We start from the raw sequence: 22,701 nt of genomic DNA, 5'->3' as shown, positions 1-22,701 counted from the left end.
TTTCTAGCGCGTTTTTTTCGTGTCAAAAGATTTCCGAATCTACTGTTAGTATTTAACGGTATCAGTATATTGCAGAAGAATATTTTGGATGTTATCCATGACTTCTTTGGTCGGCGGTTGTGTCCCTTCAAGAGGGTACTCAAAACCGAGCGCTTCCCACTTATGTGCGCCTAACTTGTGGTATGGCAACAGTTCGACTTTTTCGATGTTGTCCATATCCTTAATAAACTCGCCAAGCATGTGAGCCGCTTCTGGATCGTCAGTATAACCCGGGACGACAACATAGCGAATCCATGTCTTTTGGCCAATTTTGTGTAGATAACGAGCGAAATCTAATGTGCGGCGATTAGATACACCGATGAAGTCCTGATGAATTTCATCTTTCATGTGCTTTATATCGAGCATCACTAAGTCGGTAGCATCCAAAACTTCATCGATAACATCAGTATGCTTACGGATGTAGCCGTTAGTGTCCAAGCAGGTATGAATGCCTTCCGCTTGAGCGGCGCGAAAGAAGTCACGGACAAACTCAGGTTGGAGCATGGCCTCACCGCCTGAACAAGTAATACCACCACCAGATGCATTCATAAAGTGACGGTAGGATTTTGCCTCGGCAATCAACTCGTCGACGGACACTTCTTTGCCGCCATGAGTATCCCAGGTATCACGGTTGTGGCAATACATACAACGCATGAGACAGCCTTGAAGAAAGACAATAAAACGGATCCCAGGTCCATCGACCGTACCGCAGGATTCGAATGAGTGAATGCGACCAGTTGTTGACATATGCTCTTCTCTACTTACTTATTTTTACGCGTCATTTTATTACAAAATGGCCCCCTACGACAGGAAAAGTGGTACCCCATTCATAGTCTGTATCGATCAAAAACCGACTTCTGTTGCCCATAGTGAAATAATGTTATAGCGTTGTTAATTATATTATTAATACATGGTACATAGATTGCTAGTTTGCTTACTTTAAACCAGTATCAACTGGTTGCGTCTGTTGTAGATAATATCGGTCAGGAGATCGACATGCTTATCGTCACAAGGGGAAATACATGGAAGTAGCCTTATCACAAAAACAAAAAACTGCCTTTTCGATGCTCACTCTTTGGTCAGGGTTCATCATTTTGGTGTTTTTTATTTTTAACTCACTTTCCAGTTTAAGCGAGAAATTCACCAGCAGTAGTGAAATGGAGCGAGCCAGCGCACATTTAGCCTCTACTCAAGTTTTGCTGATGGATACCGTTAATCGACGAACCACATTAGTAGCTGGTGGCATGGATGCGTTTGAAGATAGCATGGACCGATTGGAAACCAGTGCGGAGCAAGACCTAGCGTTCTTAAAGCAAGCCGGTTTGACTACTGAGAGTGATAATGTTTCCAATACGTTAGAGTCGTTTATCTTTAATTTGAGCCCTTGGCTGACCATCAAATCAGAGTTGGGTTTCTCCGTGAATGACGGATTGCTACAGCAGCTACAGCAGAATAACGCCAAGATCGATGCCGCTATCAAAGAAACAGGTATGGTGACGCTGACTTCAGATTTTCAGAAAGTAGTGACCAGTTTGCAGGAATACTTAATTCAGCCCAACGAACAAAACGAAAAAGGCTTTAAGCGAGCTCTTGCAGGATTTGTTAATGCATCAAATACCTATGCCATGTTGGAGCTTTATGAGAATGAAGTCAAAGCATTGGAACTCGGCTTCGCGCGAGTGGTTGAGCTGTCAGGTACTTTAGTTGGTTTAGAGAAGAAGTTAGACCAAGCTCAGGCGATTACTTTAGAGGCCTTTGATAAAGCCGCTCTAGCACTGAATCAACAAGCACTTTCACTAGGTAATCAAGCCGCCGATGTATCGAGCATGACTAAGGCTTCCGTCGGTATAGCTTGTGCTTTATTAGCGCTATTTACTACAGCTATCTTCCTCACATTAAATGTCTCTCTGGCTCGCTCGTTAAAGCAAACACTGTCGGCACTTAAACTAATAGAACAAGGTGATCTTTCGACGCGTCTTGCCGTGAGTAACAATCATCGTGATGAGTTCAACCAACTTAAGCAAGCCATCAATGTGAGTTGCGAAAACTTAGGGACTTTGGTTGACGGTGTGAAAACCAACAGTCAGCAACTATCGAACAGTTCTGGTGAGCTAGACAGCGGAATCAATCAACTAAGACAGCACCAAAGTCAAGTTATTGAACAAACGCAGTTATTGGCGTCCGCGACTGAAGAGGTGAGTGTTACCACACAAGAAATTTCTGGTTCTTTAGAGTATGTGGCAACCATTAGTAAAACCTCAGCAGAGTCTGCGCAAGCGGGTGGTGAAGTTATTGTAGATACCATCGCTGCTTTTGAACAAGTTGGCACTATTCTGGAAGAAGCCGCTACCCATATCGAACAGCTGGAGCAAGCTTCCCAAAAGATAGACTCAGTGATGGAAATCATTAATGGTATTGCTGAGCAAACCAACTTATTGGCACTGAATGCCGCGATTGAAGCGGCGAGGGCAGGAGAGCAAGGTCGAGGTTTTGCTGTGGTGGCAGATGAAGTGCGAAGTCTCGCAGTAAGGACAGTACAAGCGGTAGAGGAAATCTCTGGTACGATAGACACAATGAAACAGGAAAGCACGCAAGTTATTCAGTTTATTGCTCAATCTGACAGTTCCATGCAGTCTGGTCGAGAGCAAGGGAATCAAGCGAAAACCGCACTTGAAGAGATCATGAATAAGGCACAAGAAGCTAGTTCTCAAACTGAAGTGATTTTTGCCTCTGTTAAGGAACTTGCGACAACCTCGCAATCGATGGCCAGCAACATGGCGCAAATCAGTGACTCTATGGGTGAACTTGAGGCGAGTAGTCAGAGTCTGAAAGAAACCAGTGATGGGGTAGATAAGCGTTCTACGGAGCTCTATCAAGAATGTGAGAGATTTAAGACGGTATAATAAACGCTACGGTAAAGGAATATGTCGATGAAATAGGCACCTAGGAAGGTGCCTATTTCATTTTAGAAGAAAGCAAAAAGCGAAATTCCTCCATTGCCATAGATAGACTTTGACGCTTCTTTATATTCTGCGGACTTAGAACCGGCAAAGGCACTAATACCAACATAGGCGTTATACCACGTCACACCAAGAACTGCCTCACCTTGCCACGGCTGTAAAGTGACGTCGTAAGCATCACTTGGCTCTGGTATTCCGGGTCTCTCTCCTTGAATAGTAAGATCATTAAATCGGTAGCGAGCTTTTAAGCCAAAATAAGTAAACCAGCCTTTATTAGAGGCGCCGATCATCCCGGCCTTAAACGGGTTTTCTGTACTGATGTTTGCAGAACCGAAGTTACCTCCAAGTTCTGAACCAAAGCGAAACATCATCCCCGTGGAAACATCACTTCTAAAATTCCCTAGGTTTGTTTCGGTGACGTTTGAGACTTCCCATCCGGTATTGCCAAAAAGTGGCTCGCGTTTCCAATTTAGATGAGTTAAGTAACCAATACTGCCTGCGACTTGATCCTCAATCTGATATTCCCAGCCTTTTGGGTCTGCTGAACCCACAATCGAGTGCACCAACTGCTGCGCTTTATCGGCAAATGACCCTTCACCAGTGCTACCTAATGTGAGATTGAAACGCTGTGCCTGTTGAGGGTGCAAACTAATGTAATTCAATTCGCCATGGAAATAACCTGCATAGGGGCGGTCATTAGCCAGAGGTACAGTGGCTTCAATATCCGAAGGGGTCCACATCTTATGTCCAAGCTGAAATTCAAACTTATCAAGAGAAGCGCTTCCCCAATAAGACAGACTAAGCGGTTTGAATAAAGCCCAAGGGGTGATGGCGCTGCTGGTATAAGAAAGAAAAATACCGTTGGTATAGTCTTCGTCTGTGCCAAAGATACCGTCATTATCGAGTGAAAATGAGACGGTAGAGCGCTCAGAGGCTAAGACAACACTACTGACAAAAATCAAAGGTAAAATGGCGGCTGCTTTCATATGTGTCACTCTCTTCAAATACGGCTAGTAGAGATGTTTTATTATTAAGTTGAGTGTGACACGAAAGAAAAAGGTTAGTCAGTGATCTATAGATGAAAAAGTATCTCTATCGTAGCGAAATTGTAAACAATCCTTAACCAGTGAGAACTAAGTACTTTTTTGTAGATAGGAATCAAAATTAGGCAGAAATTAAAAATAGATAGAAATAAAAAAAACCTCGCCGAAGCGAGGTTTTTATCTCAATCAGTATAATCTTAGATTATAGAGATTCAGTGAACGTACGTGCGATTACGTCAGCTTGTTGCTCTGCAGTTAGAGAGTTGAAGCGAACAGCGTAACCAGATACACGGATTGTTAGCTGAGGGTATTTCTCAGGGTGCTTAACAGCGTCTTCTAGAGTTTCACGGTTAAGAACGTTCACGTTCAGGTGTTGACCACCCTCAATGCCAGCTTCGTGGTGGAAGTAACCATCCATCAGACCAGCAAGGTTAGCGCGTTGGCTGTCTTCTTCTTTACCTAGAGCGTTTGGAACGATAGAGAAAGTATAAGAGATACCATCTTTAGCGTGTGCAAACGGTAGTTTACCTACAGAAGTAAGTGAAGCTACAGCACCTTTCTCGTCACGGCCGTGCATTGGGTTAGCACCTGGTGCGAAAGGAGCGCCTGCGCGACGACCATCTGGAGTGTTACCAGTTTTCTTACCATATACCACGTTAGAAGTGATAGTTAGGATAGACTGAGTAGGCACAGCGTCGCGGTAAGTTTTCAGTGAACGGATCTTGTTCATGAATACTTCTACTAGTTCACAAGCAATGTCATCTACGCGAGCATCGTTGTTACCGAACTTAGGATAGTCGCCTTCGATTTCGAAGTCGATTGCAACACCGTCTTCGTCACGTACTGGCTTAACTTTAGCGTACTTGATAGCAGCTAGAGAGTCAGCAGCAACAGAAAGACCAGCGATACCACAAGCCATAGTACGACGAACGTCACGGTCGTGTAGAGCCATTAGTGCAGCTTCGTAGCTGTACTTGTCGTGCATGAAGTGGATGCTGTTTAGTGCAGTTACGTACTGCTTAGCTAGCCAATCCATGAAGTGGTCTAGTTTGCCCCATACATCGTCGAAGTCTAGAACTTCGTCAGTGATCTTAGGCATTTCTGGGCCAACTTGAATCTTAAGCTTCTCGTCCACACCGCCGTTGATAACGTATAGAAGAGTCTTAGCTAGGTTCGCACGAGCGCCGAAGAATTGCATGTGCTTACCAATAACCATTGGAGATACACAACATGCGATTGCATAGTCATCAGACTCGAAGTCTGGACGCATTAGGTCATCGTTCTCGTACTGGATAGAAGAAGTATCGATAGATACTTTTGCACAGAACTTCTTGAAGCCTTCAGGTAGCTGCTCAGACCAAAGTACAGTGATGTTTGGCTCTGGAGAAGGACCCATAGTGTATAGAGAGTTTAGGAAACGGAAGTTTGAACGCGTAACAAGCGTACGACCGTCAAGACCCATACCACCCATAGACTCAGTAGCCCAGATTGGGTCACCAGAGAACAGATCATCGTACTCAGGAGTACGTAGGAAACGAACCATACGTAGCTTCATTACGAAGTGGTCGATCATTTCCTGAGCTTCAACTTCAGTAATCTTACCTTCAGCGATGTCACGCTCAATGTAGATATCTAGGAAAGTAGAAGTACGACCTAGAGACATTGCAGCACCGTTTTGAGACTTAACAGCAGCTAGGTAGCCGAAGTAAGTCCACTGAATAGCTTCTTGAGCTGTTTCAGCTGGGCGAGAGATGTCGCAACCGTATTTCTCAGCCATAACTTTCATTTGGCCAAGTGCACGGTGTTGCTCTGCGATTTCTTCGCGAAGCTGCATAGTCATTTGAAGATCTTCGCCGTTCTCGAAACGCTCTTGTAGAGAAGCGAATTGAGCTAGCTTGTCTTGCATTAGACGGTCAATACCGTAAAGAGCCACACGACGGTAATCACCGATGATACGACCACGACCGTATGCATCTGGAAGACCAGTTAGAACGCCTGACTTACGGCATTTCATGATGTCTGGAGTGTAGATATCGAAAACACCAGCGTTGTGAGTTTTACGATATTCAGTGAAGATTTTCTTAACTTGTGGGTCTAGTTCGCGGTTGTACGCTTTGCATGAACCTTCAACCATACGGATACCACCGTTAGGGATGATTGCACGCTTAAGCGGCGCTTCAGTTTGAAGACCTACGATAGTTTCAAGATCTTTTTCGATGTAACCTGCATCGTGAGCAGTGATGGTAGAGATAACTGAAGTATCAAAATCAACTGGTGCGTGAGTTGAGTTTTCTAGTTTGATACCTTCCATTACCTTAGCCCAAAGCTTGTTAGTTGCTTCAGTACCTTCAGAAACTAGGAAAGACTCGTCACCCTCGTATGGAGTGTAGTTCTTTTGGATGAAATCACGAACGTTAACTTCGTTTTGCCACTCACCTGCAGCAAAACCTTCCCAAGCTTTAGCAAATTGCTCTGCCATGACATACCTACCTTTTTAGTAGAAAAAACACGTACTGTACGCTTTTACGCATGCTCACCGGAGGATGAACCAGTACACTTGAATAAAAATATCTATAACCACTTAGGGTTAGTATGGATATAGATATTGTCATTCCCTACGTTAAAATCAAGCTTACACTAAAAATAATTTGTAAAACTTAAACTAAATCAATAAAAGTTAAAAAAGTTTGATAAAAATATGGGCAGTGAATGTCACTGCCCAAATAATCAACTAGATATTATAGGAAAGCTGGAATGCCGTACTGGCCTTCTAACATACCTACAGCTAGCATCGCTACTAAGCAGATAACAAACACACCCACAGGGATGACAATCTTATCTACAAAAGATAGACGAGAAGCACGTTCTTTGTCACCAATTAGACCATTATTATCTAGGAACATGGTTAGCGCCCATGCCAACACTGGGTTAGCAACGACTGATGCAAAGATACAGATACCTGCCGCTTGTGAATCCTTAGTCTCTTTTACCATCTGCATACCAGCTTCAAGTAGAGGAAGGAATACACCCACTAGTAGCGCAACGCGCATTACTGGAGGCCATACTGCTACGTCCATTGGGAAACCAAGAATAGCAACAATGATACATAGAGAACCAAGTAGAATCGCACCTGCTGGAATTGGACGCTTAGCGATCGCAGCTGGGATCATGTAAGTACCCCAAGAAGAAGTGATGTTACCACCACCAACCGCAGTACCTACCATTTGACGGATAGAACACATAGTCATTGTGTCATCTACATCCATGAGTACTTTTTCAGTCTTACGTGGGTAGTTAAGTTCTTGGAAAATACGGTGACCAAGGAAGTCAGGTGACCACATCGCAACCGCTAGAATCGCAAATGGTAGAGAAGCAATAAAGTGTTGTAGGTTTGGAAGACCTAGCATCCAACCTTCTTCTGTACTGCCCCACCAGTAAACTGGATTTAGGTTAGGAAGACCCATTTCAGTTTCGAACGTTAAGTCGAAACCAGCACCTAGACCAAGGGCTAGTAGAAGACCCGTAACTGCACAAACCGGAATAGCAAGCCAACGCATGTTGATCTTAGCGAGGTAGGCGTACACAGCGATGTTGATGCCCAGTACGACCAAGCCAACATAACCCATGCTGCCTGCTTCAACACTCGCAGATTGCAAACCTACTGCCCATTCTTGAATGGAACCGATTTGGCTCATCGTACCGGTGAAGCCGAGGAAGATTAATAAGCCCCCCGCCGTGCCTTGGGAGGTGAGGTTTACAAGCTTTGAGCCACCTTTGAAGTAACTTAGCAATAGGCCGAACACACCAAGAAGGATTGCAAGAGCAAGAGGGTGAGCACCAGCAAGCGCGATAGAACCGATAAGTGGGATCATCGGACCGTGGTTACCAGCAAGGTTAGCTCTTGGGTTGATGAAACCTGATGCAAGAACACAGAAAAGAAGTGCTGGGATTAGCATTTCTACACGTGCAACTTCGATCGCAAACTCTTTCCCAAGGTTTACGTGATCCCAAGCAGCGGTTAGACCGTCAGCCCATGACATCATTACTGCAGAGTACATTGCAATAATGCCGATGGTACCAGCAAGAGCAGGTACTAAATCTTCTAGTTCAAAGCGGAAGTCACGGCCTGGTAGGTTTAAACCAAAGCGGCGCGGTTTCATGATTTGAAGTTCGTGGTCTAGGTATTCAGAGCGGCTGGCAAACTCAGATGCTGGACGGTGAAGCTCTTGATAGCTCTTAGTCTCGATATCCGAATCAGAATGCGCTTTGTTAACTGCGTCTGACATAGATTCCTCATATATATAAAAAGTTAGTCGTTTGGCTTGATAAACGAACTGGTTCACACCGACTTGGCTAGGCTGCTGCACGTTAACGACGTGCTAAGAATAGACGAGATTCCTAAAAATGGGGTGAATAATTCGTGCTATATCAATGGAGCCGAGTCTAACAAGCAACACTAAGACCTTGATTGATCTTGATCACTTTAAGAAAAAATGTGAAAGAAAACTACAACAGTTGTTTGAATCAGCGCACTTTATTAACAGTGAGCGTAAGCGACTTTCAATATGAAAATTTTATGAACAACATCATTTTTATCAATAAGTATTGGTTGCTCGGTTAGTTAACGGAGTTGGCATGGAGATTGCGATAACTATGAAAATGATATAGAGACGGCAACTTGTTGCCGCTTACGTACGGGTTAGGAACAAACGATGAATAAAATAGTAATGTTGCCATTAGTTGCAGCAATTTCGGGTGCAATGGTTGGTTGTGGTGGCGGCGGTGGCGGCGAGGATGCGCCACCTAGCCCAAGTTTAACTTACTACACGTTTAATTTTCTTAAGCCAGTGGAGGTCAACTACAACCCTAGTTCCAGTTGTAGAGTTTATGACATATATGAAGATAACAGCGGTGCCACTCCCGTAACGAAAGCTACGAATTATGTGTCTATTGGCACGTCTTTAGATGCTTTGGTCAAAGCTATTTATTCGGATTCAAATGGCAACCAATATGGAACTGCTGTATCCAGTTCAAAAGGGAGTTTGAGAATCGCACTAGAAAATATTCCTGATGACGGATTCGTGACGATTCAAGAGCAGTATGGAAACCAAATATTCGCTCAGTCTTTTTCGAAAGAGGTGTTAACCGCGGATGCAAGTATGCGAAGCATTGAGCTCTCAGTACTTAATCCGGTAGTACAAGGGTCGTGTGTGACAGGTGGTAATGATTCTCCAAGAACCATTTCTAATCTATCCTACGATAATGATGAAAGTGCGACTGGAAACCCAAATTTCCAATTTTACTTCGATTCTCAATTGGACACCAAAACGAGCACAAACAACTCTCTTGCTTCCATAGAAGGTCTCAGTGGAGAGAGCACGATGATCTCACAATATAGAACAACAGATCGTAGTGAACTATTTCAATACGGCTTTAACGGTTGGAATAATAATGTGATGCAGTTTGCTGGTACTTCGAGCATTGCTAATGCAACCAATTCGCAGATTGTTTCTAGCAAAATTGAGCTGAATGCTATACATAATAACTTCATGTACGAGCTCGCAGAACTTCCTTTAAACGGCACTCAAGCTAATTATTACCACCCAGAAGAGCGTCTTGGTGAGTCTTGGACATATAACATAAGCGGTTCCATTGCAGTATCGGGTTGGGAGGCTAGTTATCAGGATGTAATTGGAACTACATGGTCTATATCTATTGATGACGAGAGTTTATTTATGTCCAACAACGCAAACAATGCTAAGCCATCTGTTTCGGACGAGGTAGTTGATGTTCGCCCAAGTATTGCTGTTGATTCAGAAAAGGGGCTCCAAAGAACAGCGTATGAACAAGGACACAATGGATATGTTGTTAAGCACGCGGTATATACGCATATTTCGCCGACTGTAAGAGTACCTCAGCTTGACCTGAGTGACTTTAGTAACAGTGTTGCAGATAGCTTAAGAATCACTTCAACATCACATATTTCTCAATCGTACTTGTTTACAGAAAAAGACAAAGATATGCCACTGGCAGATTTCATGACAGCTTTCCGTCACGGAGGCTCCGGTAACGTAGGTAAAGATAATATGAGCATCGTCAAGTCCCTGCAAGATTTGAGATACTCGGTAAATAACATTGCTCAAACACGGTCGTTTTATCTGCACCGCTACGATAATTAAGTCAGCCACCGTATAAACCACCAAAGCCTCTCACTGAGAGGCTTTTTTGATCTAACTATCAAAACACTCAACTAGTTCATTATCTTTACTAATGTACCATTAGATAGGCTTATATTCCGGCATTTAACTTGTTGGCAGAGATAAGGTCTAAATCACAGTTGATTTATGTAACATTTGCGCAATAAAAGCACCGGAAGAATAAAAAATCATCAATGACTAAATGTGCAGCATCCAGTAAAGATTATTCACAATTATAAGTTATAAACTCTTTAAATTGCATAAATCGTCAGATACAATCGCTGTGTTAAGAATGAAAACAGGTTAATAGTTTGTTGCAAACTGTACATTGTAGTGCTAGCTTGTATCGAACAAATAAAAGGTCGGAGTACCTTTCGCCTCTAACAATAGGCATAGCAGTCAATAATATACAGGGAGCACAAGCGCATGAATGATGTACCAGCGCTGGACATAAAAGAACTGCACAAGACCTTTGGTCAAAATGAAGTTTTAAAGGGGATTTCCCTTTCTGCACACAAAGGTGATGTCATCTCGATTATTGGCTCATCTGGTTCTGGAAAAAGTACATTTCTTCGTTGTATCAACCTTCTTGAAACACCCACAGAAGGCGAAATTTGGGTTAACGGTGAGTTAATCGAAATGAAGCGCAATCGTTCGGGTGAGTCTCTTCCTGCCAATGAAAAACAAGTTCAGCGAATCCGTTCTCGCTTGGCTATGGTATTTCAAGGTTTCAACTTGTGGTCTCATATGACGGTGCTGGAAAATATTATTGAAGCACCCGTTCATGTTCTGGGCGTGCCTAAAGCTCAAGCTATTGAAAATGCAGAACTGCTTTTGAAAAAAGTAGGTTTGTATGAGCGCAAAGATTATTACCCAGGACACCTTTCTGGTGGTCAGCAGCAACGTGCTGCTATCGCTCGTGCACTGGCGGTTGAGCCTGAAGTTATGCTTTTCGATGAGCCAACTTCGGCTTTGGACCCAGAACTTGTGGGTGAAGTACTGGGTGTAATGCAAGATCTTGCGGAAGAAGGTCGCACCATGTTGGTAGTGACTCACGAGATGGCGTTTGCCCGTGACGTTTCAAATCATGTGATGTTCTTACACCAAGGTCTAGTTGAAGAGCAGGGCGATCCCGCCAAACTGTTCACTAACCCTGAATCTGAACGTTTACAACAATTTATCTCATCCATCTACTAATATAGAGGGTGGCGTGTCGGAACCTAGGTTCCGAGAAAAATCAAACAAACACAACATTAATAACAAAAATCTCAATCACAGGAGTATGGAAATGAAAAAGTGGTTAATGGTAGCAGCACTTGCTGCAACGGCGGCAACTGGGGTAGCACAAGCTAAGGAATGGAAAACTGTGCGCTTTGGTATTGAAGGTGCTTACCCTCCATTTAGCTGGACTGAAGCTGACGGTTCACTAAAAGGTTTTGACGTTGATATGGCAAACGCATTATGTGAAGAGCTTAAGGCGAAGTGTGTGATCGTTCCTCAAGATTGGGATGGCATCATTCCTTCACTATTGGCGCGTAAATATGACGCAATCATCGCAGCAATGTCTATTACGGAAGAGCGTAAGAAGAAAGTTGACTTTACTGGTAAATACGCACAAATCCCTAACAAGTTTATCGCTAAGAAAGGCGCTGGCTTGGACTTTGATAACCTAAATGGTGCGAAAATAGGTGTACAGCGTGCAACTACGCACGACAAGTACCTAACAGATAACTACGGTGACCAAGTGGAAATCGTTCGTTACGGCTCTTTCGATGAAGCGTACTTAGATCTAGCAAACGGTCGTATCGTTGCTGTTCTTGGTGATGCATCAGCACTTGAAGAAGGTGTAATCAATAAAGATGGCGGTGACGCGTACGAGTTCGTTGGCCCTTCTTTGACAGATCCTAAGTGGTTTGGTGAAGGCATGGGTATCGCAGTTCGTAAACAAGACAAAGACCTAACTAAGCAACTTGATGCGGCTATCAAATCTCTACGTGAGAAAGGTAAGTATCAAGAGATTGCCGCTAAATACTTCAATTACGATGTATACGGCGACTAATCACTTAGCTTAAATAACGATAAGGGCTTGAGCTAGTCTCAGGCCCTTTTACTAAAAAGCGTGTCACAGGTGTTTTTTAGTATGACTTACCAACAAATTTGCTGTGCTGTTGGAAGGAACTATGCTCGATTTACAAGGATATGAAGCCTCAATATTAAAAGGGGCCGTACTGACCATAGAAGTGGCAATACTTTCGCTATTGCTTGCTATGCTCTTAGGTATGTTAGGCGCGCTCGCTAAGCTTGCTCCCTATAAGTGGGCACGTGCGATAGCGACACTTTACACTACCATTATTCGAGGCATCCCAGATCTCGTTTTAATGATGCTAATCTTCTTTGGCGGACAAATACTGCTCAATAACAGTTTGTACGCCGTCAACGAATGGCTTAACAACTGGTTTATGTCCAGCGACCCGAACCATGAGTGGACTTCATACTTACCTGACTATATTGATGTATCTCCATTCGTTGCAGGGGTATTAACTATCGGATTTATCTTTGGTGCTTACATGGCCGAAACTTTCCGCGGTGCAATCATGGCCGTTGATAAAGGTGAAATGGAAGCAGCGAAGGCCTATGGTATGAGCTCTGTCTTAGCATTTAGACGTATACTTCTACCTCAAATGATTCGACATGCTTTACCGGGTTTTGGCAATAACTGGCTGGTACTTCTTAAGACAACTGCACTAGTCTCCATCATTGGACTAGAAGACATGGTACGCGTGAGTTCATTAGCGGCAGGTTCAACCAAGATGCCATTTACCTTCTATATGTCGGTGGCGATTATCTTCTTACTGTTCACCAGCATCTCAACCGGTTTCTTAAAGCTGGTAGAGCGCAAATTTAGTATTCATGTGAGGTAGATATGGACTTTTCATTGATAGTAGAAAGTTTCCCAGTCTATCTGGATGGCCTTTGGACTACCGCTTGGTTGGTGTCGCTAGCCCTTGTGATTGGTTTGTGTGTGGCAATACCTTTAGCGGTAGCTAGAAACAGCACAAATTATTTATTCAGTTTACCATCGTGGGGTTTTATCTATTTCTTCCGTGGTACGCCACTGTTGGTTCAACTTTATTTGATTTACTACGGCATGGACCAATTCTTCCCAGTCAAAGATACGTTGTGGGAAAACGCATGGTTCTGTGCGTTAGTCGCGTTTGTACTTAACACATCAGCGTATACGGCAGAAATTATCCGCGGTGCGATAAATGGCTTACCAAAAGGTGAAGTCGAAGCTGCAAAAGCTTATGGAATGAGTCCTTGGAAGACCTATCGTCGCATTATTTTGCCAAGCGCATTACGTAGAGCCTTACCTGCATACAGTAACGAAGTTATCTTCATGCTTCACGGTTCGGCGGTAGCTGGTATCGTCACTATTATGGATTTGACCGGTGCTGCTCGCCTAGTGAACTCTCGTTACTATGCGCCATTTGAATCATTCCTGACCGCAGGTTTGTTCTATATGGGACTGACCTTCATTATTCTTTGGGTATTTAAGAAAGCAGAGAAGCGATTCCTAGCGTATATGAGACCACTAGAGTCACAGTGATGTAGTTATTCCTTAAGAAAGAATAATTAGAATTATTATCCCCGATTGTTGCAAAAGTGATCATCGGGGATTTTGTTTTTGCACTGCGCTTTGGGTAGATTCCTGCTCGGAGGCAGGAATGACAGGAAGTTAGGCGTCAACTAAGGCGTACGTCATCCCTGAATTTGCGCTAGCAAATGTCAGGGATCTACCGTTGTGGTGTAGTGGACTTTTTTGGGACTAGGTGCGCGCTTTGGGCAGGTTCCTGCTCTAGGCAGGAATGACGTTATAATAGCGCAAACTAGTGCTTGGCTTAGCCAAACACAGACCAAATTGGCGCGTGATCAGATGGCTTCTCAATGCCACGTAGTTCGTAATCAATACCTGCTTCTGAACACGTTACAGCAAGACTCTTCGTTGCTAATACCACGTCAATTCGTAGGCCGCGATTATCATCGAAACCGCGAGAGCGGTAATCAAACCATGAGAATTGATCATCGACGTTTGGATGCAACTGACGGAATGTATCTACGAAGCCCCAGTCGAGTAGGGTCTGTAACCACTCACGTTCAATTGGTTGGAAGGAACACTTACCAGTCTTGAGCCAACGCTTGCGATTTGGTTCACCGATGCCGATATCTAGGTCGATTGGACTGATATTGATGTCACCCATAACGATAAGCTTCTCATCATTACTATGGTGCTCATTCAAGTAGGTCATCAGATCTTTGTAGAAAGCTTCTTTATAAGGAAACTTGGTCTCATGGCTAATGTTATCCCCTTGAGGGAAGTAGCCATTTAACACGGTCACTTTGTCGCCATTAGCATCTTCGAATGTTGCCATGATCATACGTTTTTGATGATCTTCGTTGTCGGTAGGGAACCCTTTCTGGACCGAGATAGGCTCCTGCTTACACAGCATAGCAACACCATAGTGTGCCTTTTGGCCGTGGAAATAGACTTTATAGCCCATAGCCTCTACCGCTTCTACTGGGAAGGCATCGTCATGAACTTTGATTTCTTGCAAACCAATGACGTCTGGCTGGTGCTTATCAATCAAAGCTTGAAGTTGATGAAGTCGAGCGCGTAGGCCATTGATATTAAAACTGATGACTTTCATTTCTCACTAATCCTGTGATTTTTATATCAGGGTCAAAATACTAGCATTGAGCATCCTGAACGTACAACGCTTCAGTTGAGGTGAAGATGTAAAAATGATGTAATAAATCGCTAAATAAAAACGACAATACGTCGATAAAAAAACATACTGGCTCACGTTTGCAAAAAGGATGTACTATGCGAACTCTTTCCGTGCAGTGGAAAATCACGGTGTTAGCAGGCTGTTGCTTGCTATTTACTTCCATAGCTTTGATAGGCTTTTCACTCTATAACGCCATCAACAGCCAAAAAGCAATTCAGACACTCAGTTCCGAATCGGTGGTTGAAAAATCACAGGCGTTACTTGAAGCTCGTGCGGATATTAACGCACGAGAAGTCAAAGATTATTTCAATGAAGCGATTTACCGTGCGGAAATGTTGATCGCCAACGCTAAGTTTCAAAAGTATAACGCAGAAGAAAATTTCGTCTCCAGTGAGGATCTGCGAACGGCACTGGATGAAATGATTCGACGGGCCGTTATCGAGTTTCCTTCTATCCAAGGCGCATACTTAGTCTTCAAGCCAAATATGCTTGATGGAGAAGATTCAAACTATGAGGGAGCCGACTATGTTGGTTCTAATGAGCTTGGACAATTTGCGACTTATTGGCAAATCACTGAGACGGGTGAGAATGCCGTCCGCACGGTTCTAACTAAGCGTAAACTTGACGCTTTAGAAGATGGGGAACGCTTCTATTGTCCTCTCGCTACCGAAGCATCGTGTGTCAGTACCCCACGACTCAGTGCCATTGGTGATCAGCAACACCTCACTTCATCGCTATCAATTCCAATTGAAGTCGATAACATGTTAATTGGTTTTTTAGGTATCGACCTTAAACTGACTGAGCTCGCCAATACCGTTATGGAGTCAGATGCCAGCCTCTTTAATGGTAGTGGACACGTGAACATCATCAGCCTCGATGAAAGTGTAATTGCCAGTGACGATTCGAGTATTAAAGTTGGTTCTCCTTATCAAAGTGCCATTTTATCGTCAGAGCAGATTACAGACCTGATGTTTGGAGAAGAAGCTAGCGCTCAATGGAGTGCAGATGGTCAGTGGTTAACGGTATTTAATCCAGTCACTATTGCTAATCAGACATGGGGCGTATTCTTTGATATGCCTCGTAGCAGCGTTCTCAGTGATGCTATTGAGCTTGATAGCATTATCTCTAAGCAGTTAGAAGAAGGAATTGTATTTGAAGTCTTAGTGGGTGCTGGCTTTGTCATTGTAGGGCTCGTCATCATTGCTCTAATGTCGCTACGTCTAGTTAAGCCAATTAGAGAGGTAGTTACTCGCTTAGAGGATATTGCCAGTGGAGAGGGGGACCTAACGCAGCGTTTGGAAGTCAAATCGGGCGATGAGATAGGTCAGCTTGCAGAGCAGTTCAATGCATTTTTAGCAAAATTGCAAACGACGATCCAACAAGTTGCCGTAACCACTGAACGCATTGCTGGTACAGCTGAAAGTGCCAATGCCACAGCGGTTGCGACACGAGAGAGTAGTGAAGCTCAATTTAGAGAAGTTGACCTCGTTGCCACTGCGTCAGAAGAGATGACACAAACGGCGTCACTCGTGGTGCAAAATGCTGAGGTTGCGGTGCAAGCTGCGGCTTCAGCAAATGAGTCTGCTAGCCAAGGTCAGGAAGTCGTTGAACTGTCAGCCAGTGAAATGGTTCGTTTGGTTGAACAGATGAAAGCTACCGTTCCGGTGGTAGAAGAGCTAGCGAAGAACAACACTAATATCACAGAGATCCTCGCGGTAATTGAAGGCATTTCCGAGCAGACTAACTTACTGGCACTCAATGCTGCCATTGAAGCAGCGCGAGCAGGGGAGCAAGGTCGTGGGTTCGCGGTAGTTGCAGATGAGGTTAGAAGTCTAGCAAGTCGTACTCATGATTCGGTCGGCGAAATCCAAGAAGTTATTGAGCGTGTCCAGAAGGGAACACGCGATGTGGTGAGCGCGATTCAAGAAGGGTCACAACTTGCAGATTCTACGGCGACGCATGTTCAGCAAGCCGTGGCAGCACTGAGCAGCATCTTCGAGTCTATCTCTGCGATTAACGATATGAATAGCCAGATTGTTAAGGCAGCAGAAGAGCAGCAATCTGTATCGGCGGAAGTTAATCAAAACGTAAGTAACATTCGTGATTTAAGTGCTCAAATCTTAGAGAAGGCGGGAGACTCAGAAAAAGTGGGCAAAGAAATTAACCAGCTTTCTGGGGAGCAACAAGGGTTGATGAGCCAATTTAAGGTGTAACCGCTCAAGCTGAACATTAAGGTAATAACAAAAACGCGACCAAGTGGGTCGCGTTTTTATTTCTACAATCCCGCGAAGAAAGAAGTCTACGCAGGAAAGACATCATCAAGGAAACGTTATGACGCTTCCTCCTCATTAGCGTGCCCAAACATCTTAGCCGCATAGGCAACGCGCTCTTCTGGAGAAGGATAGGTGAACGGGTTTGGTTCGCCTAACGATTCGATGTGCTGAAGTCTTGGTAGGATACCGCATCCATTGGCGATTTGAATCGCAAGACCAGGACGAGCATTAAGCTCCAACACCATTGGACCTTCTTCCCTATCTAACACCATATCCGTACCCATATAGCCAAGGCCTGTCATCTCATAAGCACTAGAGGCAAGAGTAAGGAGTCGTTCCCAGTGAGGTACTGCGAGCGTTGCAAGCTCTTTGCCTGTGTCTGGATGGTGAGTTACAGGTTGGTCAAACTGAACAGCTCTAACCGCTTTACCGGTAGCGATATCGATACCAACACCTACTGCACCTTGGTGAAGGTTGGCCTTGCCGTCCGATGCAGATGTAGAAAGACGCATCATCGCCATCACTGGATAACCTTGGAACACGATGATTCGAACGTCAGGAACCCCTTCGTAACTGAAGCCTTCAAAGCAGTCATCAAACTTGATGAGGTTTTCGACCACTGCTACATCGTTCTTACCACCTAATGAAAACAGTCCCGCTAGCGCGTTACTGATGTGGCGTTCAACGTCTTCTTTGTTAATGGTGGAACCAGATGGTTTAGTGTAGACCCCATCTTTGTGCTCTGTGACTACTAAGATACCTTTACCACCACTGCCTTGAGCTGGCTTAATTACGAATCCTGGCCAGTCTTTGACCATCTCGTGGATGGTTTTAACTTCAACTTGGCTTCGAATAACGCCAATCAAGGCTGGCGTGGTTGCGCCAGCTTTTTCTGCGATGATCTTGGTTTTAAGTTTGTCATCAACCAACGGGTATTTAGAACGATCATTGTAGCGACCAATGTAACTATGGTTACGCTGGTTCATACCCATGATACCGCGTTCACGTAACTTAAAAGGACTGGTTAGCTTTCGTAGCATAAATTAGTCCTCCGTTAGAGGTTTGAAACGGCGTAGCTCAGTCAGACGGTAGCCTGTGTAAGTACCTAGCATTAGGATACCGCCAAGGATAACCAATTGCAGACCGATAAAGTTAAACGTTAGATGCTGTACATATGGGTTGGTCATCGCAAGATAAACCAGAACCGCTGTGAGTAGTGAGCCACCACCCTGCAGTACAACCTCTTTCGCGCCTTCCTCTTCCCACAGAATCGACATACGTTCGATTGTCCAAGACAGGATGATCATTGGGAAGAAGGTAATCGACAGACCTTCGGTGAGACCAATCTTGAAGGCAACGACGGTAAAGACTGAAATAATCAAAATAACGGTGATGATAACCGCTGATATCCTGGCAACTAATAGTAAGTTGAGTTTAGATAGATAGCTACGGATCACCAGACCAGTACCCACTATCAGCAAGAAGCCGACAATACCGGTGACTAACTGTGTTTGAACGAATGCTACGGCAATCAGTACTGGCATGAAAGTACCTGAGGTCTTCAGGCCAATCAGTATTCTCAGGAATACAACAATCAAGGCACCAATTGGTATTAGCATGATGGTCTTAAACATGGCTTGCTCTTCGAGAGGTAGGCTATGAATAGAGAAGTTAAGAAGACCGTCAGCATCAACTTTACTGTTTGTTGCTTCTTGAGGGGATACCTCTTGCGAAATCATGGTGAAATGAACTTTACTGTCTTTACCACCGACGACATCAAGCAAAGAGACGTTAGACTCATCCCAAACCAATAGGTTCTGTTGTTTTTTACCTTCGGTTGTTTCCGGAGAGAAAATTTGCCATTTTTTGCCATCCCATACTTGCAACATTTGTTGGCTGGATTGACGGCGACGACCATCTTCTAATTCAATAACACCGACAACTTTGCTGGGAACATCAGCATACGCAAGAAGCTTAGAGGCTGCTTGCAACTTAGTCATGCTGTTCAGAATGAGCGCCGAGTTTTGGCTATCACCATCGTTCAGTGCTTTGATAAGTTCTCGAGTGAAAGTGATATTGTCAGAAGAGCGAGAGGTGGCGCGTTCTACGAGGGCAATAGCAGCGGCTTCTTCTGGGCCATCAAAGGTCGGTTTAATGATTTCTTCTGTAGGAGGTGTCGAGTTAGCGAGCGCTTGGTCATCAACAAGAAATTGAGTTTTGTAGTAGATGGTTTGAGGACCTTGGGCTTGGCGGATTGACCACTCTGCTCGGCGTCCTGCATCAGAATCAACATACGAAACACCGTAGCCTGGTGAAGATGCTGACTCTCCAATGAGTGTAAAGCCTTCTTGAGTATAAGGTGCCGCTAAAGAAACTTTGGCGGGCTTGCCAATGGCGTTAAATTCAACTCTAGCTTCGATATCCCAGACTTGGCGAGTTTCACCTGGAGTCCATGGAACGCCGTACGTCTCGTGTCTGATGACACTAAGCGCAATACCTGCGGCAATCAGTAAGCCTACTGATAGGTAAAATGGAATACGTGAAGTCATAAACAACCTTATTATTGTAATTGCTTTCCCTGAAAGTGTTATTCAAAAGAGATTTATTTGTTAGATGAAAGTATATATTGCTGACTTACATCCACTAAAGCAATATCTTTGATAAATTCTCTTCCTAGTAGTATAGGGTGGGTCATTTGCGAGCGATCCGCCAGTGTAAATTGCGCTTTTTCATGGATTTTTCCTACACGGATCCACAATTCAACTACAGCTCTACGTTCCATTTCATCGCTGGTAGATTGGCGTATTTTAACGTATCGGAGTACAGGGGCTTCAATCCAACGTTTTTCCTGCTCTTTAACCTTGTCATTAACGAGGTGAAATTTCACCCATTGCTTCCCATCTCTCTCAAACGCTTGAATATCGGCAGCATTTAATGAAGAGGTTGCTGCTCCAGTATCGACACGCGCATCGAAGGTTTGTTTTAAAACATCGAGTTTTACTTTTTCAACAGAGCCTAAGATTACAGGGCTTGAAATTGAAGGCACAGCAACGATTGCTGGCAGAGGCTTGGAGTCATCAATTTTCTCCAGTCCTTCTACTTGATTGTTCTCTAGTACCTTAATTTGTTCATTAAGTGCGATTATTTCAGATTCCAAACTATCTATGTAGTCAGTTTGGTTGCTCAACTGCAGGTCGATATTGGTGAGGCGATTCTCGAGGCGTTGCTCGGACTGTTCGATTGCATTGAGTGTACTTTGGTGAAGTTCTTGGTGATTAATAGTGGAACAGCCGGAAAGTAAACCGATGGCGACAAGTGGTGCCAAGCGTTTGTACATCTTAAACCCTAAAACAGTAAATAATGGAACAGGAAGTGGTATGGATTTTAGCTGATCAATAAGGGAGTTTGATACTCCCTATTGTCAGAGCTCCGTTAGAGTTATAAACGTCATGTCAAAACTCGATAAAGTGAGACGTATACAACACTTACGATTGATTAATTGCTTGGATTATCAGCAATTAAGATAGCACGACGAGGAGCAGGGTAGCCCTCGACAGTTTTGCTAGGATCGTTCTGATCTAGATACTCAGGCAACGAGTTATGTGTCATCCATTCGGTAGTGCGTTGCTCACCGATTGTCGTCACGTTCTCATCAACGATACGTACATTTTCAAAGCCAACTTTCTCGAGCCAAACTTTCAGTGCAAGTGCTGACGGGAAAAAGTAAACATTGCGCATTTGAGCGTAGCGATCGTGCGGTACTAGGACTGCATTCTCATCACCTTCAATCACCAAGGTTTCTAAAATCAGCTCGCCACCCGGTACCAACTGGTTCTTTAGTTGAATAAGATGATCGAGCGGCGAACGGCGGTGATATAACACACCCATGCTGAATACCGTATCAAACGCTTGCAGTTCAGGAAGCTGTTCAATACCCAATGGCAGTAAATGAGCGCGTTGGTCGTTGCCCATCATTTTGCGAATCGCTTCAAATTGAACCAAGAATAGGTGTGATGGGTCAATACCGACGCATAGACGTGCACCTTCACCTAGCATGCGCCACATGTGATAGCCGTTACCACAGCCAACATCCAGCACAGAGCGATTCTTTAACGGTGAGATATGTGGAAGCACACGATCCCATTTCCAATCAGAGCGCCACTCAGTATCAATATGAATGTCATGAACATGGTACGGACCCTTACGCCAAGGGTGGAAAGTACGCAGTAAGCTCTCAAGCTTTTTCATTTCGCCAGTGGGCAGTGGCTCAGAGTTTGAAATCGTTACACTATCTTTCAGCTCTACGTTATCAGGCTGACCCACATCAATCTTTGCTAGGGCTCTTAACCAACGATCAAAATCGCCATGCTGAGCGTTTTGCCAGTCAGTCAGCTGTTGAGGCAACACATTAAGCCATGGCTGTAGGCGTGTATCTTGAGCAATAAGTTGGTAGAAGTCTGCAAAATTAAACATTGGATTCTCTAATTTTAAACTTAGCGATATCTCGCTAATGGTATATCTAGGTAATGGTCGTAATGCGCTATTTAATAGCAAACATAGAGCCGAAGTTGAAACACTGGAACCAAACTTCACAGCTACTAAAACCGATCTCTTCAAAGCGTGCTTTGTGCATTGCAATTGAGTCTGGGCGCATGACGTTCTCAATGGCGCTGCGCTTTTGGCTAATTTCGAGCTCGCTGTAGCCATTGGCGCGTTTGAAGTCATGATGCAAATCGATCAATAGTTCATTGGCGCTTTCGTCTTCGAACACATATTTCTCAGATAAGATCAAAATACCGCCCGGGCGCAAACCCGCGTAGATCTTTTCAAGCAGAGTTCGGCGATCCTCTGGAGATAAAAATTGAAGCGTAAAGTTAAGCACCACAACGGATGCGTCGGTGATATCAATATCACGAATATCAGCTTCAACGACACTAACTGGAGTATCAGAGCGGTAAGCATTCACATGAAGTTTGCAACGCTCAACCATAGCTGGAGAGTTATCGACCGCAATGATTTGGCAACCTTCTTGAGTAATGTTACGACGCATAGATAGCGTAGCAGCGCCCAAGGAACAGCCTAAGTCATAAATAGTGGAGTGAGGCTTTGCAAAGCGTTCAGCCAGCATTCCAATAGCAGAAATAATATTGCTGTAACCCGGCACGCTGCGTTGAATCATATCTGGGAAGACTTCCGCTACGCGTTCGTCGAAGGTAAAGTCACCAATTTTGTCGATAGGTGCAGAGAATATCGTATCTTTGTTCTGCATATCATTGTTCCCCATGCGGTCTCACTCAGTCCTAAACTTGGTTCAGCGCTTTGCTAAGTACAAGTTCAGAGGCAATAAAAAAGGCGCGCATTTTACGTTATTCATCAAGAAAAGTCATCCTACGTAGCTGTAT

General features: G+C 44.1%; 17 protein-coding genes. 7 read left to right on the top strand and 10 right to left on the bottom strand.

Annotated elements, in window-relative coordinates; genetic code table 11:
- Positions 1-45 precede the first annotated feature (45 nt).
- Complete coding sequence (gene pflA / locus MMA19_RS19470; RefSeq protein WP_006074139.1) at positions 46-786, bottom strand: pyruvate formate lyase 1-activating protein; 741 nt, start codon at positions 784-786, stop codon at positions 46-48.
- 275 nt (positions 787-1,061) lie between these two features.
- Here pflA and MMA19_RS19465 point away from each other — a divergent pair, with 275 nt between their 5' ends.
- Positions 1,062-2,942 (top strand): methyl-accepting chemotaxis protein, encoded by a 1,881-nt coding sequence (locus MMA19_RS19465; RefSeq protein WP_240207008.1) that lies wholly within the window; start codon positions 1,062-1,064, stop codon positions 2,940-2,942.
- A gap of 62 nt (positions 2,943-3,004) precedes the next feature.
- Here the strand turns inward: MMA19_RS19465 and MMA19_RS19460 are convergent, their stop codons facing one another.
- The 3 genes from MMA19_RS19460 to MMA19_RS19450 form a co-directional block, all read right to left on the bottom strand.
- Positions 3,005-3,985 carry a lipid A deacylase LpxR family protein gene (locus MMA19_RS19460; RefSeq protein WP_240207007.1) on the bottom strand — a complete coding sequence of 327 codons (981 nt, stop codon included), beginning with the start codon at positions 3,983-3,985 and terminating at the stop codon, positions 3,005-3,007.
- A gap of 259 nt (positions 3,986-4,244) precedes the next feature.
- A complete protein-coding gene (gene pflB, locus MMA19_RS19455; RefSeq protein ID WP_124940904.1) occupies positions 4,245-6,521 on the bottom strand; it encodes a formate C-acetyltransferase in 2,277 nt (758 codons plus the stop codon).
- A gap of 259 nt (positions 6,522-6,780) precedes the next feature.
- Entirely contained in the window at positions 6,781-8,328 is a 1,548-nt protein-coding gene (locus tag MMA19_RS19450; RefSeq protein WP_031494604.1) for a DUF3360 family protein, read from the bottom strand.
- 426 nt (positions 8,329-8,754) lie between these two features.
- On the opposite strand from MMA19_RS19450, the gene MMA19_RS19445 reads away from it, so the two are divergent.
- The 5 genes from MMA19_RS19445 (at position 8,755) to MMA19_RS19425 (ending at position 13,846) form a co-directional block, all read left to right on the top strand.
- Positions 8,755-10,221: a flagellar sheath protein A gene (locus tag MMA19_RS19445; protein ID WP_240207006.1), complete on the top strand. Its 1,467-nt coding sequence runs from the start codon at positions 8,755-8,757 to the stop codon at positions 10,219-10,221.
- A 444-nt stretch (positions 10,222-10,665) separates the two neighbouring features.
- Positions 10,666-11,436: an ABC transporter ATP-binding protein gene (locus MMA19_RS19440; protein WP_006075027.1), complete on the top strand. Its 771-nt coding sequence runs from the start codon at positions 10,666-10,668 to the stop codon at positions 11,434-11,436.
- A 91-nt stretch (positions 11,437-11,527) separates the two neighbouring features.
- The gene (locus tag MMA19_RS19435) at positions 11,528-12,298 is read left to right on the top strand and encodes an ABC transporter substrate-binding protein (protein ID WP_031494603.1); all 771 of its coding nucleotides are present in this window, start codon (positions 11,528-11,530) and stop codon (positions 12,296-12,298) included.
- A 121-nt stretch (positions 12,299-12,419) separates the two neighbouring features.
- Positions 12,420-13,160 (top strand): ABC transporter permease, encoded by a 741-nt coding sequence (locus tag MMA19_RS19430; RefSeq protein WP_038230091.1) that lies wholly within the window; start codon positions 12,420-12,422, stop codon positions 13,158-13,160.
- Between the two features lie 2 nt (positions 13,161-13,162).
- Entirely contained in the window at positions 13,163-13,846 is a 684-nt protein-coding gene (locus MMA19_RS19425) for an ABC transporter permease (protein WP_006075030.1), read from the top strand.
- Positions 13,847-14,138: 292 nt separating this feature from the next.
- Here the strand turns inward: MMA19_RS19425 and xthA are convergent, their stop codons facing one another.
- Positions 14,139-14,945 carry an exodeoxyribonuclease III gene (gene xthA / locus MMA19_RS19420; RefSeq protein ID WP_240207005.1) on the bottom strand — a complete coding sequence of 269 codons (807 nt, stop codon included), beginning with the start codon at positions 14,943-14,945 and terminating at the stop codon, positions 14,139-14,141.
- 176 nt (positions 14,946-15,121) lie between these two features.
- Here xthA and MMA19_RS19415 point away from each other — a divergent pair, with 176 nt between their 5' ends.
- Entirely contained in the window at positions 15,122-17,239 is a 2,118-nt protein-coding gene (locus tag MMA19_RS19415) for a methyl-accepting chemotaxis protein (protein WP_240207004.1), read from the top strand.
- A 116-nt stretch (positions 17,240-17,355) separates the two neighbouring features.
- Here MMA19_RS19415 and MMA19_RS19410 read toward each other — a convergent pair whose 3' ends face one another.
- The 5 genes from MMA19_RS19410 to cmoA form a co-directional block, all read right to left on the bottom strand.
- Positions 17,356-18,339 (bottom strand): alpha-L-glutamate ligase-like protein, encoded by a 984-nt coding sequence (locus MMA19_RS19410; RefSeq protein WP_038230096.1) that lies wholly within the window; start codon positions 18,337-18,339, stop codon positions 17,356-17,358.
- 3 nt (positions 18,340-18,342) lie between these two features.
- The gene (locus MMA19_RS19405) at positions 18,343-19,848 is read right to left on the bottom strand and encodes an inactive transglutaminase family protein (protein WP_006075034.1); all 1,506 of its coding nucleotides are present in this window, start codon (positions 19,846-19,848) and stop codon (positions 18,343-18,345) included.
- Between the two features lie 53 nt (positions 19,849-19,901).
- The gene (locus MMA19_RS19400) at positions 19,902-20,636 is read right to left on the bottom strand and encodes an ATP-dependent zinc protease (RefSeq protein ID WP_006075035.1); all 735 of its coding nucleotides are present in this window, start codon (positions 20,634-20,636) and stop codon (positions 19,902-19,904) included.
- A gap of 158 nt (positions 20,637-20,794) precedes the next feature.
- On the bottom strand, positions 20,795-21,772 hold the full coding sequence (gene cmoB, locus MMA19_RS19395; RefSeq protein WP_031493418.1) for a tRNA 5-methoxyuridine(34)/uridine 5-oxyacetic acid(34) synthase CmoB: 978 nt from the start codon (positions 21,770-21,772) through the stop codon (positions 20,795-20,797).
- 67 nt (positions 21,773-21,839) lie between these two features.
- Positions 21,840-22,568, bottom strand: a complete 729-nt coding sequence (cmoA, locus tag MMA19_RS19390; protein WP_006075038.1) for a carboxy-S-adenosyl-L-methionine synthase CmoA — start codon at positions 22,566-22,568, stop codon at positions 21,840-21,842.
- Positions 22,569-22,701: the final 133 nt, after the last annotated feature.

The sequence above is a fragment of the Vibrio sp. CyArs1 genome (assembly GCF_022432925.1).
Lineage (GTDB): Bacteria > Pseudomonadota > Gammaproteobacteria > Enterobacterales > Vibrionaceae > Vibrio > Vibrio mediterranei.
Note: the sequence above shows the minus strand (reverse complement) of the source record. Positions and strands in the feature narration are given on the sequence as shown.